This window comes from Flavobacterium sp. (assembly GCF_965657075.1).
In the GTDB taxonomy this organism is placed as follows: Bacteria; Bacteroidota; Bacteroidia; order Flavobacteriales; family Flavobacteriaceae; genus Flavobacterium.
Map to the genome: position 1 here is coordinate 38,429 of NZ_CBFHMV010000006.1, position 14,299 is coordinate 52,727.

A 14,299-nucleotide genomic window follows, 5' to 3' on the forward strand; every position below is an offset into this window, starting at 1 on the left:
AATGGTTCATATAATTTTGTAAGTTTTTAAGTAAGTACTTAAATTGAAAATAGTTACACTTCAATCTAAAATCTTACGCTAATTGCGGTTTTTGTCCAAGTTCTTTTAAATGTTTGAAGTGAGAATATAAAGCGCTTCTCATGGTTTTAAACTCATAGTAAGGCAAATTGAATTCTTGAGCTGTTTCTTTTACAATTTTAGCAATTTTATTATAGTGTATATGACTAATATGCGGAAAAATATGATGTTCAATTTGATGATTTAAACCACCAGTATAATAATTAACTAACCAATTTTTAGGAGCAAAGTTAGCTGTTGTAAACAATTGATGGATAGCCCAAGTGTTTTCCATAGTCATATCTTCATTTGGAGAAGGAGTAACCGTGTCTTCCACAACGTGTGCTAGTTGAAAAACTACACTTAAAATAACACCAGCTGTATAATGCATAACTACGAAACCTAATAAAACTTTCCACCAAGTAATTCCAATAACCATAGGAATCACTAACCAAATTGAAAAATAAATTACTTTAGTTATTACCAAAGTTGTCCATCTTACAGAAGGTTTTTTCCATTCTCCATAAGATAACTTTCTTTTTAAGTAACGTTTCATCTGAAGGAAATCAGTTGTAATTGCCCAATTGAAGGTTAATAATCCATATAAAAATACAGAATAAATATGTTGAAATTTATGAAAGTATTTCCAATCTGCTTGTTTGGTAAAACGCATTACTCTTCCTGCATCTAAATCTTCATCATGGCCATGAATGTTAGTGTAAGTATGATGTAATACATTGTGTTGCACTTGCCAATTGTAAACATTTCCAGCTAAAATATAGATACTTCCACCCATAATTTTGTTTAACCAACCTTTAGAAGAGTACGAACCGTGATTTCCATCGTGCATTACATTCATTCCTACGCCAGCCATTCCTATGCCAATAACAACATTAAGAAGCAAGTATGTCCAAAAAGGCATTTTCATAGCCAAAAGGAAAAAATAAGGTGTTAAAAATATAGCAAACATCACTACAGTTTTTAAATGTAATTTCCAGTTTCCTGTTTTTTGTATTTTGTTTTCTTTGAAATATTCGTTAACTCTCTTGTTTAGAGTTCGAAAGAACTTCATAGAGTCGTTGTTAGAGAAAGTAGGTGAATTTGAATTCATAATTATATAATTAAAAGTCAAAGATAAATATTAAATTTAGGATAGTTTACTAAACAGATGTTATTTTGTTCACTAAAATAGGTATTTTTGTTGAAAATTTTTAAAATGCAAGAAATATTAAGTCAATTTCCAAACTTAACCACAACTCAAATAGAGCAATTTGAACAATTAAAAACTCTATATGAAGATTGGAATGCCAAAATAAATGTTATCTCTAGAAAAGATATTGATGAATTATATACAAGACATGTTTTACATTCGCTTGGTATAGCAAAAGTGCAACCTTTTGAACAAGGAACTTTTGTTTTGGATGTGGGTACTGGTGGAGGCTTTCCTGGAATTCCTTTAGCGATATTATTTCCAGAAACGCGTTTTTATTTAATTGATGTAATTGCTAAAAAAATAAAAGTCGTTAATGAAGTGGCAAAAGCTATAGGATTACAAAACGTGAAAGCCGAACAAATGCGAGCGGAAAATGTAAAAGGAGATTTTGATTTTATCGTAAGTAGAGCTGTAACCAATATGCCAGATTTTGTAAATTGGATTAAAGATAAAATCAAAAAACAAAACAAACACGAACTTAAAAACGGAATTTTATATTTAAAAGGTGGTGATTTAACCGAAGAATTAAAAGATTTTCCAAAAGCCACAGAATACAATTTATCTGAGTATTTTAAAGAAGATTTTTTTGAAACTAAAAAAGTAGTGCATTTGCCTTTAAAGTTTAAAGCATAGAATAATGTAGTTGAAATAATAACTCAATTATTATTTTCAACTTTTGATGACGTTAAATAGTTTTGATGAAAAACAATTAGACTAAAGAGATGTATTCAAAATAAAAAAAGGGTCAAGAAAATAATTCTCAACCCTTTTTTTACTTCTTATTTCGTACTTCAAATCTCGTACCTCAAAAAACTATTCTCCCAAAAACGGATATCTGTAATCTTCTGGTGTAACGAAAGTTTCTTTGATTGTTCTTGGAGAAACCCAACGCAATAAATTTTGCATAGAACCCGCTTTGTCATTCGTTCCTGAAGCTCTTGCTCCACCAAACGGTTGCATTCCTACAACGGCTCCTGTTGGTTTGTCATTGATGTAGAAATTTCCAGCTGCATTATCTAAGGCTTTTGTAGCTTCTACAATCGCATATCTATCTTGACTGAAAATGGCTCCTGTTAAAGCATATTCTGAAGTTTCGTCCACTAATTTTAAAGTTTCAGCCCATTTTGCATCTTCATATACATAAATTGTAATTACTGGTCCAAAAAGTTCAGTTTCCATTGTAGTGTATTTTGGATTTGTTGTTACAATAACTGTTGGTTCAATAAAATACCCTTTTGATTTATCGTAATTTCCACCTACTAAAATTTCAGCATCACTGTCTTTTTTCGCTTGGTCAATATAACTGGCTAATTTGTCAAATGAACCTTCATGAATAACTGCTGTGATGAAATTACCAAAATCTTCTGGAGAACCCATTTTCATAGATTTTACGTCGGTTACTAATTGATCTTTCATTGCTGGCCATAAACTTTGAGGAATATAAGCTCTTGAAGCTGCACTACATTTTTGTCCTTGAAACTCAAAAGCACCTCTTGTAATTCCTGTAACTACTTGTCTAACATTTGCAGATGGATGTGCTACTATGAAATCTTTTCCACCAGTTTCACCAACAATTCTTGGGTATGTTTTGTAAGTATGAATGTTGTTTCCAATTTTCTTGAAAATTTCTTTAAAAACATACGTTGAACCAGTATAATGAACACCAGCAAAATCTGGATGATCAAAAATAGTATCAGAAATCATAACAGGATCACCAAAAACTACGTTGATAACTCCATCAGGAACACCAGCTTCTTTGAAAATATCGATAATGATTTTTGCAGAAAAAACTTGGCTATCACTTGGTTTCCAAACCACTGTATTTCCCATTAAAGCAGCACTTGCTGGTAAATTTGCGGCAATTGCTGTAAAGTTGAAAGGCGTAATGGCATAAATAAATCCTTCTAAAGGACGATATTCTACTTTATTCCAAACATCAGAATTTGAGTTGGGCTGATCGTTATAAATTTGCGTCATGAATTCTACGTTGTAACGCAAAAAGTCAATCAATTCACAGGAAGCATCAATTTCTGCTTGAAAAATATTCTTAGATTGAGCAATCATTGTTGCAGCATTGATTCTAGCTCTGTATGGGCCAGCAATTAATTCAGCAGCTTTTAAAAAGATAGCAGCTCTGTGTTCCCAAGGCATTTGCGACCATTCTTTTCTAGCTTCTAATGCTGATGCAATAGCTTTATCTACATGAGATTTTTCAGCCAAATGATAAGTTCCTACGATATGTTGGTGATCGTGAGGAGCTGACATTGTTTTTGTATTATTAGTTCGAACTTCTTCAGAACCAATATACATTGGGACATCTATAGTTTCGTTCCACATTTTTTTATAAGCGGCTAAAACTGCTGCTTTTTCAGGTGAATTTGGAGCGTAAGATTTTACCGGTTCGTTAACCGCTTTTGGGACATGAAAGAATCCTTTTGGCATGATATTTAAAATTTAAAATTTAGAATTCAGAATTGAGAAAAACAAATTTTACAATCCTAATTTCTTTATAATTAGTAATTAATTGCAAAAATACGAATGATTTTTTAAAAAGTAGGTCAGAAAAGTTACAAATTAAGAGTATTGACGGTTTGTCCTAATTTAATGCGAAGGGTGCACTTAATTTAAATGAAGGTACTTGTACTTTAAAGCTTTTGGTAGAAGTAAAGTTAATCATATTGAAATATCCTTTCATGGCACCAATTGGAGATGCTAATAGGCAACCAGAAGAATAAGTATATCTTTCACCAGGTTTTAAAACAGGTTTTTTTCCTACAACTCCATCGCCATCAACAATTTCCTGATCATTTAATGAATCAAAAATTTCCCAATGACGTGATTTTAATTGAACAGAATCTTTACTTTGATTTTCTATGGTAATCTGATAAGTAAAGGCAAAATGAATCTTGTAGTTTTTGAAGTAAGTGCCTTCAAAACTAGTTTTAACTGAGATTTTAATACCTTGTGTTATCTGTGTAACCATACCTTAAAATAAGATTATTCCTAAAATAGTCATTAAAATGAATGAAATAAATAGAAAAATACCGAATAATGGATTCAAAATTATAAATTTTAAAATTGTTTTCCAACGACTTTGCTGATAAAAATTTCTTAAAGATTTGTAAAAATAGATGGGAAATACAAAGGTAAAGCAAATGGAAGTCAATATTTGTTTCAAGTTTGAACTGATTAGATCAATTAAATTGAAAATAATTATACAGACAAACATGAAAGTAAAAAAGGAGTAAGAGAATACCAAATGTTCTGTATAATTCATGTTTTTTCTTATGTAAACCAACCAAAAAATTAAGGTTATAATGGGTAATGATAGAAATAAAATGAAAGGCATTTTTTGGTAGAAATAATCTAAAAGTTCCTCGTTAATGTTGTTGGATTTAAATTGTATAGATTTTCTATACATGATACTGTTTAAAAGATTTTTTTCGTATCCAAGTTCTTTTAATGTTTGTTCTTCTGATTTTTCAGGGTATTTTATGTGAAAATTTCTGTAAGAAGTTATTGTAAAAGTTAATGGTTCAGTATTTTTATTGATGTTGTTATCTATAAAGGCTTTAGTGTAAATAGAATCTTTACTGAATTTTGTTTGTTTTATATAAGTATCAACAATATTTTTTATTGAATCATTTTCTGATTTTAGAGTATTTAAAACTAAACTGTCTTGTTTCTTTCCTTCAATAATTTGATTTTCTTCTATTTTATCTGATGTGTCATCTGTTAGGTTATTTTGGTTAGAAGAATTAAAACTAAAAGTTATAAACAAAACGATAGAAACACTTAAAAACAAACGAAATGGATTGGCGTATTTTTGACGTTTTCCTTCATTGAATTCGCGTGCTAAAACTCCTGGTTTTGTAAAAATAGAAACTATTGAATTTCGTAAACGAGAATCATAAGCATAAAAATTGGATAAAAATTCTTCAAGAAAATCTTTAATAGTTAGTTTTTTTGTAGAATTCAATTGGCCACAAAAATGACAATAACGCTCACTTTTGTCTAATGAAGTGGAGCAGTTTAAACAAGTATTGCCTCTGTATTTGAATTTTTTTCTTGAATCCATTAATTTTTAATCGTAGTGGAATCTGTAGATCCATTTCCAATAACTCGATCATAACGATCATTATTTCCTCTATAATAAACTAAAACATTATACATGTTTTCTGTTTGATAAAAATTACCATCAATAGCATTTTCGCTATCTACATTTCCTTTTTTATCCGTTAAAGTGTATTCAAAATTCACAAATCCTTGTTTGATTAAAACTGCTTTTTCAAAATATCCTTTTTCTTTGCTGAATTCCATTTTATATTCGTCGTTTTTAGCATAACCATTAAATAGTCCATTGATGTAAATAGCATCATTAGCATTGTAAGATGAAGCATCAAGTGAAAAGTATACCCAAGTATAATCGGCTTGAAGTGTTGGGTTTTCAACATCTCTGTTGTTTACAAAAAAACTTCCATTTAAATCTGGAAAAAAAGTATACAATTTATCCTTTCTTTCTTGATTGGTGTATAAAATGGTGTTGTAAATGTCACCAGCTGTAAATTGCATTACTGTATTGTTTCCTGCTCTAATGGTGCTGTTGTCAAAATTTAAAAATTCATTTCCAGCCCAAAATTGCGTTTCTTTATTGTATCTGTAAATGAGTTCGTTACCTATGGTGTATTGAGGCGCAATGCCGTGTTTTGCTGTATCCCATCTTGCATTTTGAAACAAACTGACTTTAATGTTTTGTTTTGGATTTTGCAAGGTATTGTCGCCCAAATTGATAGAAAAATCTAAATTATGAATTTGATTAATGGTTTCAATGTCTCTAGATTTTCTAACAAGTGTACTTACATTGGCTATGTTTTCGTAAATAATAAATTTTTTAGAAAAAACTACCTCTCTATCATCGTTTAAAATTGTAATAATGTAATTTCCGCTTTTGGTAATTCTGTTGAATCTGTTAGGGAAAGTTTGTTTGTAATGCGAATATAATTGTAAGGTGTTGAACGAGTTTTCATAAGTAATAATTCTTTGGTTGTCCATTCCCTCAAGATATTCTACTTTTGCTAGTCCCGTTGGTGTCCAATCAAAATCGTATTGGGTTATGGTATAGTAGTAATCGGCTTCGTTACCGTACAAATCGTCAAACTGAATTTCAAAAGCATCACCAAGCTTGAAAAACGGGTAACTGACAATATTGTTTTGAAAAAAACTGATTGTTTTTATGTTGTAAGGTGGTGCTACTTCGTCGGCAACTTTTTCTTGTCCAAGACTTGAAAAACTAATTAAGGAAATTTGTAAAAAAGATAAAATTTTCTTCATTTTTTTTAGATCTAAAACGTAAAATTAGTAAAAGTTAATTTAAGAATACAATAATTATGCTTTTATTAGAAAAGTCTTTTATTTAGAATTGATTTAAATAATGAAATCAATCTGTATTTATTTGGTAAGCAAAATTGTAAATGATTAAATTTGCACGTTTTATAAAATAGTACTAACCATATCTTCAATAAACATGTCAAAAGACATTCGAATTAAAAAAGGTTTAGACCTTAAATTGAAGGGTGAAGCAGAAAATACAATTTCTGTTGTTTCCCGCTCGAAAGTCTATGCTATTAATCCTTCTGATTTTCACGGAATAACCCCAAAAATGGTTGTTAAAGAAGGTGCAAAAGTTAAAGCAGGTGAAGTTATTTTCTACTCAAAAAATGATGAGTCAGTAAAATTTGTTTCTCCTGTAAGTGGAACTATTCAAGAGATTGTTCGTGGTGAAAAAAGAGTTATTTTACAAATTCTTATCGCTGCAGATTCTCAAGATGTTCACGTAGAGCATAGCAAAAAAAATCTTAATGATTTATCGTCTCAAGAAGTAAAAGAACATTTGTTAGCTTCGGGTTGTTGGCCATTTATCAATCAACGTCCTTACGACGTGATTGCTAATTCTGCTGATACTCCTAAAGCAATTTTTGTTTCAGGAATTAATTCGGCACCATTGGCTGCGGATTTAAATTTTACTTTAGAAGGTAAAAAAGAATTTTTAAAAGCTGGTTTTGAAGCTTTAGCAAAATTAACTTCAGGGAAAGTTCATGTTACTACAAAGTCAAATGCTACTTTTTTACCTGAAACAGATGCTTTTGTGCTTCATAAAGGAGAAGGTGTTCATCCTGTTGGATTAGTTTCAACTCAAATTGCTGCTATTGATCCAATCAATAAAGGTGAAAAAGTTTGGACTGTTCAAATAGAGGATGTTGCTGTTATTGGTGAATTGTTTCTTTCTGGAAAAATAAATCTTGAAAGAAGAGTTGCTTTAACTGGAACAGGTTTTGAAAAACCCTCTTATGTAGTTGTAATTGCTGGTGCTCAAATGGGTGATGTTGTAGCATCAAACATGAAAGAAGGTAATTTCAGAATCATTAGTGGGAATGTTTTAACTGGAGATAAAAAATCAAAAGAAAATGCTTTAGGTTTTTATCATACTCAAGTTACTGTTATTCCAGAAGGTGATGATTATGATTTCTTTGGATGGAATTTACCAAGACCTAACAAATTTAGTATTTATAGAGCTGGAATGTTTTCGTTCTTAACGCCTAACAAAAAATACGATTTAAATACTAATACGAACGGAGAACACAGAGGATTTGTATTGACTGGAAAATATGAAAAAGTATTTCCTTTAGATATTTATCCAATGGAATTGTTAAAATCAATTTTAGTTAGAGATATTGATCAAATGGAAGCATTAGGAATTTATGAAGTGGCTCCAGAAGATTTTGCTTTAACAGAATATGTAGACGTGTCTAAACAAGATCATCAAAAAATAATCCGTGCAGGTTTAGATATGATGATTAATGAAGTGGGTTAATTTCAAAATTAAAAAAAAGAAAAATGGGATTAAAACAAAATTTACATAATTTAAAAGAAAAGTATAAAGGAACAAAGATGGAACAATCGTTCAATGCTTTGCATACTTTTTTATATACACCAAACATTACAACTCACTCAGGTGCTCACGTTAGAGATGCTGCCGATTTAAAGCGTGTAATGAATACAGTAATCATGTCATTGATTCCTGCGTTGATTTTTGGTATGTTCAATGCTGGATATCAGCATTTTGGTCAGATAAACGGATTTCCTCAAGATGGTATTTCTTTCTTGTCAACTAATTTTTGGAACTTAGATAATTTATTAATTGGAGCAACTAAGATTCTTCCAATGCTTATTGTTTCTTATGGAGTTGGTTTAGGAGTTGAGTTTATTTTTGCAACAGTAAAAAAACATGAAGTAGAAGAAGGATACTTGGTTACTGGTATGCTTGTGCCTCTAATTATGCCAGTCGATTTACCTCTTTGGATGTTAGCAGTAGCTGTTATCTTTGGTGTTATCATTGGTAAAGAATTATTTGGAGGAACGGGTATGAATGTATTAAATCCTGCGTTAACCATTCGTGCTTTTTTATTCTTCAACTGGGCAGCTTGGATGTCTGGTGATAAAGTATGGGTTCATGGTGCTAAAGAAGGTATGATGAATGCTGCTGGTACTGATGCTATTTCTGGAGAAACTATTTTAGGTGCTCTTGCAGCAAATAAACCTTTGGCATATTCTGCTCAAGATATGTTTCTAGGATTTATTCCAGGTTCTGTTGGTGAAACTTCAACATTAATGATACTACTTGGAGCTGCTTTCTTAATCTTTTCAGGAATTGGAAGTGCAAGAATTATGATTTCTTCTGTAGTAGGTGCTTTAGTGATGGGACTTATTTTTAACGGATTAGTTGATTCTGGTGTGATTTTAGAAGGAAGTAAATTCTACGGATTAATGAGTTTCCCATTTTGGAACCATTTATTTGTTGGAGGTATTGCTTTTGGTATTGTTTTCATGGCAACAGATCCAGTATCTGCATCACAAACCGCTATGGGAAAAATTATCTACGGATTTTTAATTGGATTTTTCAGTATATTAATTCGTGTTTTCAACCCAGCTTATCCAGAAGGTGTAATGATGGCCATTCTATTAATGAATGTTTTTGCACCAACTATTGATCATTATGTAGTTCAAGCTAACATAAATAGAAGAATGAAACGTTTAAAAGTTAAAACTGCATAATTATGTCAAAACGTACAGATTCAAACGGATATACTATTATTTTCTCAGTTGTGATGGTAATAGTGGTAGGAGCTTTATTAGCGTTTTTTGCTAATTTTACAAAAGCAGATAGAGTTAAAAATGACCAAGTAAAAGCGCAAATAGATATATTAAATGCTATTGGTGTTGAGGCTGACAGATCTAATGCTACAGAAATGTTTACAAAATACATCAAAGAACAAAAAGTTATCGAAGGTGACAAGGTTTCTGATGATGACAAAGCTTATTTAATTGATGTTAAAAAAGAATTAGATAATGCTAAAAATGGATTAACTCAAAAATTACCTTTATTTATTGCCGAAAAAGAAGGAAAGTCCTTGTATATTATGCCTGTTAGGGGTAATGGTTTGTGGGATGCTATTTGGGGTTATATTGCCGTTAATGATGATTTAAAAAGCGTTAATGGTGTCTATTTTGACCATAAAGGTGAAACTCCTGGTTTAGGAGCAAATATTACTGAAAAATTCTTTACGGACGATTTTAAAGGCGAAAGTCTTTATGACGGTTCAGGAAATTTTAAAGGTATTGAAATTTCTAAATCAAATGGTGATCCAAACAATATGGATAAATCAGATAATCAAGTGGATGCAATATCAGGGGCAACAATTACAGGTAATGGAGTAGGAGCAATGATAAATTCTGGAATCCGTTCTTATTTACCTTACTTTTCAACATTAAAAAAATAAAAATGGCAGAAAATAAAACACAAAGTGAACCATTGTTTTCAAAGAAAAACATGGCTCTATTAAAGGATCCTTTAACAGATAACAATCCAGTTACTGTTCAAGTATTAGGAATTTGTTCTGCATTGGCAATTACGGCTGAGTTAAAAGCATCTTTAATTATGGGTCTTTCCGTAATATTTGTTTTAGGAGCTGGTAACGTGGTCATCTCATTAATGAGAAATATAATTCCTTCTGCAATTCGTATTATTGCTCAACTTGTTGTAGTTGCTGCTTTAGTAATTATTGTTGATTTAACATTAAAAGCATACGTTCCTGATTTGGCCAAGAAATTATCGGTATTCGTTGGTTTAATTATTACAAACTGTATTATCATGGGTCGTTTTGAAGCTTTTGCTTTAGCTAATACACCTTGGAAATCCTTTTTAGATGGTGTTGGAAATGCTTCTGGATATGCGTTAATTCTTCTTGTAGTAGGATTCTTTAGAGAATTACTTGGTTCTGGTAAATTATTCGGTTTTCCAGTTTTTGGTGATCCAGTTGAAAAAACAGGATTATACGCAACAGGTTACGAAAATAATGGTTTTATGTTGTTAGCACCAATGGCCTTAATTACTCTAGGTTTAATTATTGGTTTCCAACGTTCAAGAAATAGAAGTCTAATAGAAACAAACTAAGAAATGGAATTATTACAATTATTTTTAAAGTCAATTTTTATTGATAATATGGTATTCGCAACATTCCTAGGAATGTGTTCGTACTTAGCAGTTTCTAAAAAAGTATCCACAGCGGTTGGACTTGGAGCAGCAGTAATTTTCGTTATGTTTGTTACAGTTCCATTGAATTACTTATTAGACCAATACATCCTTAGGCCAGGTGCTTTAGTTTGGTTGGGAGAAGAATATGCAGATTTTGATTTAAGTTTTTTAACGTTCATTTTATTTATTGCTACTATTGCTACAATGGTTCAATTAGTAGAAATGATTGTTGAAAAATTTGCACCTGCTTTATACAACTCTTTAGGTATTTTTTTACCACTTATCGCAGTTAACTGTGCTATTTTAGGAGGTTCATTATTTATGCAACAAAAAGAATTTAATAACATTACAGAAGCTACTGTTTATGGTGTAGGTTCAGGTATTGGTTGGTTCTTGGCTATTGTTGCAATTGGTGCAATTAGAGAAAAAATTAGATATTCAAATGTGCCTGAAACTTTCAGAGGTTTAGGAATGACATTTATATTAACAGGATTAATGGCAATTGGTTTCATGTCTTTTGGAGGTATGTTAACTGGTGGTGATGAGCCTGTAAAAAAAGAAGTTGTAGAAAATGTAGTTCCTGCTGAAGTTAATACGGAAAGCATCACAACTGATTCAACAACTCTAGAAACAGTAAAAGATTCATTAACTCAAACAGTTCAAGAATAATTATGGTAGCTCTAGAAGTAACAACTGGTGGATTAATCAGTACAACAGTAATAGCATTTTTAGTATTATTATTGGTATTAGTAGGAGTAATTTTGTTTGCAAAATCTAAATTAGTTCCTTCTGGTCCAGTATCAATCAAAATAAATGGAGAAAATTCAATTGAAGTAAGTTCAGGAAGTACTTTATTATCTACATTAGGAAATAACAAAATTTTCTTACCTTCAGCTTGTGGTGGTGGTGGAACTTGTATCCAATGTAAATGTATCGTTACTGAAGGTGGAGGTGAAGCTCTGCCAACAGAAGTTCCTCACTTTTCAAGAAAAGAATTGGCTGAAGGATGGAGACTTGGTTGTCAAGTGAAAGTAAAAAATGATATGGTTATCGAAGTTCCAGAAGAAGTTTTTGGAATTAAAAAATTCGAAGCTAAAGTATATTCTAATTATAACGTTGCTTCATTCATCAAAGAATTCATTGTTGAATTACCAGAGGATATGCATTACGAAGCAGGTGGTTATATTCAAATTGAAATTCCTGAATGTGAAATTAATTATGCAGATATTGATATCACTGCACATCCTGAAGAACATCCAGGAGAACCAGAAAAATTCAAAGCGGAATGGGATAAATTCAATTTGTGGCCATTAGTTATGAAAAATGATTCATTAGTGGAAAGAGCTTACTCAATGGCTTCTTATCCAGCTGAAGGTAGAAAAATTATGCTTAATGTTCGTGTAGCTACTCCACCATGGGATAGAAATATTAACGGTTGGGCTAAGGTAAATCCAGGAATTGCATCTTCTTATATTTTCTCAAGAAAATCAGGTGATCCAGTTGTAGTTTCAGGTCCTTACGGTGAATTTTTTATCAATGAATCTGAAGCTGAAATGTTATACGTAGGTGGAGGTGCAGGTATGGCTCCAATGCGTTCTCATTTATACCACCTTTTCCGTACAGTAAAAACAGGAAGAAAAGTAACTTATTGGTACGGTGGACGTTCAAAAAGAGAATTGTTTTATACAGATCACTTTAGAGCCTTAGAGAAAGATTTTCCTAACTTTAAATTCTATTTAGCACTTTCTGAACCACAACCAGAAGATAACTGGAAAATTAAAGAGGATATTAATGGTGAAGGAGACGGATTTGTTGGTTTTATTCATAATGTAGTAATTGATAATTATTTATCTAAACATGAAGAACCAGAGGATATTGAATTGTATTTCTGTGGACCACCAATGATGAACCAAGCTGTTCAAAAAATGGGGGAAGATTTTGGTTTAGATCCAGATAATATTAGATTTGATGACTTTGGTGGATAATCTAATTAATACAGTAACCGATTCAGAAATGAGTCGGTTTTTTTATTTTATGATTTGTTCTAAATTTTACATTTTCTAATTTATTATCTTTGCCTTATGGAAGAATTATCGGAACAAGAATTACATCAAATTGCCATGAATCATGTAGGTAAAGACCTTGAAAAAAAAGGTTTTGAATTCATAGCAATTAATAGTCAACTCAAAAAGCATCCACAATTTGTTTGTGTGGATACACAAAACACACTTCATTTTGTAATGGTTCAAGCCGTTCCTTATCCTATAAATCCTGAGGAACCTAATGTTTTGTTTATAGAAACATTTTTAAATCATGCCAGAAAAAAAAATGCTAAAGTTTTATTTGCTGGTGTTGGTATAGCTAATGCTGATGATTTTGAAAAACCAGTATATACATCAACCGATTACATCATAAATTATAATGGATATAAAGAAATTTCTTAGTTACATACTCTTTTTTTTGGTTTTTATTTCTTGCAATAACAAGAAATCTCAATTTTATGTTATTCAAGGTGAAGCACAAGGAAGTACATACAGTATTAAATATATATCAGACAAGGAATTAGTTTCTAAAACTCAAGTTGATTCTTTATTGCTTGTATTTGACCTGTCTCTTTCTACCTACAGAAAGGATTCTAAAATTTCTAAAGTTAATAATGGCGATTCTACTCTTTTGGTAGATGATTTTTTTATAGAAACATTTAAAACATCCCATCAAATTTATAAAGAAACTAACGGGCTTTTTGATCCAACAATTGGTGTTTTAGTAAATGCTTATGGATTTGGACCGAGTCATCAGAGAAAGAATTTAAATCAAAATCAACTAGATAGCCTTTTAAATTACGTTGGTTTTGATAAAGTAAAATTAAATGCAAATAAAACAGTTTCTAAACTTCACAAAGAAACTTATTTTGATTTCAATTCAATTGCCCAAGGATATTCGGTTGATGTGGTTGCTGATTTTCTAAAATCAAAAGGAATTGAAAACGGAATCGTAGAAATTGGTGGAGAAATTTTAGGTTTTGGCAAAAATAAATTGGATAATAAAAGTTGGGTGATTGGGATTGATGACCCTTTGCAAAACGCTTCAGAAAGAACATTAATTGCTAAAATTAAGCTAGAAAACGCTGGAATGGCAACTTCAGGAAATTACAGAAAAGTAGTTGTGGATTCTTTAACGGGTGAAAAGTTTGTGCACACCATTAATCCAAAGACTGGAAAACCTCAAAAGGGTAAAATTTTAAGTGCAACGGTTGTAGCCCCAACCTGTATCTTAGCTGATGGATACGCAACTGCATTTATGGTAATGGATATTAAAGAAAGTATTGAGTTTGCAAATAAAAACAATCAACTAGGAGTGTTTTTCATTTATACTGACGAGAAGGGAAAAGTTCAACAATACAAAAATGAAAATTTTAAAAGAGTTCTTCAGTAGAT

Annotated in this window: 14 protein-coding genes; 9 read left to right on the forward strand and 5 right to left on the reverse strand. The window is 31.2% G+C overall.

Translation table 11 applies throughout. The features are described 5' to 3' along the window. Positions 1-73 precede the first annotated feature (73 nt). Positions 74-1,168 (reverse strand): fatty acid desaturase family protein, encoded by a 1,095-nt coding sequence (locus tag ACTF56_RS05850; RefSeq protein ID WP_438965973.1) that lies wholly within the window; start codon positions 1,166-1,168, stop codon positions 74-76. A 105-nt stretch (positions 1,169-1,273) separates the two neighbouring features. Between ACTF56_RS05850 and rsmG the strand changes: the two genes are divergently transcribed. Beyond that, positions 1,274-1,903: a 16S rRNA (guanine(527)-N(7))-methyltransferase RsmG gene (gene rsmG / locus ACTF56_RS05855; RefSeq protein WP_438965974.1), complete on the forward strand. Its 630-nt coding sequence runs from the start codon at positions 1,274-1,276 to the stop codon at positions 1,901-1,903. A gap of 180 nt (positions 1,904-2,083) precedes the next feature. Here the strand turns inward: rsmG and pruA are convergent, their stop codons facing one another. The 4 genes from pruA to ACTF56_RS05875 all read right to left on the reverse strand — a co-directional run bounded on the left by pruA (position 2,084) and on the right by ACTF56_RS05875 (position 6,601). After that, positions 2,084-3,712 carry an L-glutamate gamma-semialdehyde dehydrogenase gene (gene pruA / locus ACTF56_RS05860; RefSeq protein WP_438965975.1) on the reverse strand — a complete coding sequence of 543 codons (1,629 nt, stop codon included), beginning with the start codon at positions 3,710-3,712 and terminating at the stop codon, positions 2,084-2,086. Between the two features lie 154 nt (positions 3,713-3,866). Further along, positions 3,867-4,253 carry a Co2+/Mg2+ efflux protein ApaG gene (gene apaG, locus ACTF56_RS05865; protein WP_438965976.1) on the reverse strand — a complete coding sequence of 129 codons (387 nt, stop codon included), beginning with the start codon at positions 4,251-4,253 and terminating at the stop codon, positions 3,867-3,869. Between the two features lie 3 nt (positions 4,254-4,256). Next, positions 4,257-5,348 (reverse strand): DUF3667 domain-containing protein, encoded by a 1,092-nt coding sequence (locus ACTF56_RS05870; RefSeq protein ID WP_438965977.1) that lies wholly within the window; start codon positions 5,346-5,348, stop codon positions 4,257-4,259. Then, positions 5,348-6,601 (reverse strand): DUF5103 domain-containing protein, encoded by a 1,254-nt coding sequence (locus ACTF56_RS05875; protein WP_438965978.1) that lies wholly within the window; start codon positions 6,599-6,601, stop codon positions 5,348-5,350. The genes ACTF56_RS05870 and ACTF56_RS05875 overlap by 1 nt, the downstream gene beginning before the upstream one ends. A 193-nt stretch (positions 6,602-6,794) precedes the next feature. On the opposite strand from ACTF56_RS05875, the gene ACTF56_RS05880 reads away from it, so the two are divergent. The 8 genes from ACTF56_RS05880 to ACTF56_RS05915 all read left to right on the forward strand — a co-directional run bounded on the left by ACTF56_RS05880 (position 6,795) and on the right by ACTF56_RS05915 (position 14,297). Continuing rightward, positions 6,795-8,141 carry a Na(+)-translocating NADH-quinone reductase subunit A gene (locus ACTF56_RS05880; protein ID WP_438965979.1) on the forward strand — a complete coding sequence of 449 codons (1,347 nt, stop codon included), beginning with the start codon at positions 6,795-6,797 and terminating at the stop codon, positions 8,139-8,141. A 23-nt stretch (positions 8,142-8,164) separates the two neighbouring features. Continuing rightward, positions 8,165-9,382: an NADH:ubiquinone reductase (Na(+)-transporting) subunit B gene (locus ACTF56_RS05885; protein WP_438965980.1), complete on the forward strand. Its 1,218-nt coding sequence runs from the start codon at positions 8,165-8,167 to the stop codon at positions 9,380-9,382. Positions 9,383-9,384: 2 nt separating this feature from the next. Next, entirely contained in the window at positions 9,385-10,107 is a 723-nt protein-coding gene (nqrC, locus tag ACTF56_RS05890; RefSeq protein ID WP_438965981.1) for an NADH:ubiquinone reductase (Na(+)-transporting) subunit C, read from the forward strand. 2 nt (positions 10,108-10,109) lie between these two features. Further along, positions 10,110-10,781, forward strand: a complete 672-nt coding sequence (locus ACTF56_RS05895; RefSeq protein ID WP_438965982.1) for an NADH:ubiquinone reductase (Na(+)-transporting) subunit D — start codon at positions 10,110-10,112, stop codon at positions 10,779-10,781. A gap of 3 nt (positions 10,782-10,784) precedes the next feature. Further along, positions 10,785-11,531 carry an NADH:ubiquinone reductase (Na(+)-transporting) subunit E gene (gene nqrE, locus ACTF56_RS05900; RefSeq protein WP_438965983.1) on the forward strand — a complete coding sequence of 249 codons (747 nt, stop codon included), beginning with the start codon at positions 10,785-10,787 and terminating at the stop codon, positions 11,529-11,531. A gap of 2 nt (positions 11,532-11,533) precedes the next feature. Next, complete coding sequence (gene nqrF, locus ACTF56_RS05905; RefSeq protein ID WP_438965984.1) at positions 11,534-12,847, forward strand: NADH:ubiquinone reductase (Na(+)-transporting) subunit F; 1,314 nt, start codon at positions 11,534-11,536, stop codon at positions 12,845-12,847. A 96-nt stretch (positions 12,848-12,943) separates the two neighbouring features. After that, positions 12,944-13,306, forward strand: a complete 363-nt coding sequence (locus ACTF56_RS05910) for a Na(+)-translocating NADH-quinone reductase subunit F (RefSeq protein WP_438965985.1) — start codon at positions 12,944-12,946, stop codon at positions 13,304-13,306. A gap of 16 nt (positions 13,307-13,322) precedes the next feature. Continuing rightward, on the forward strand, positions 13,323-14,297 hold the full coding sequence (locus ACTF56_RS05915) for an FAD:protein FMN transferase (RefSeq protein WP_438965986.1): 975 nt from the start codon (positions 13,323-13,325) through the stop codon (positions 14,295-14,297). The last annotated feature ends 2 nt before the right edge of the window (positions 14,298-14,299 follow it).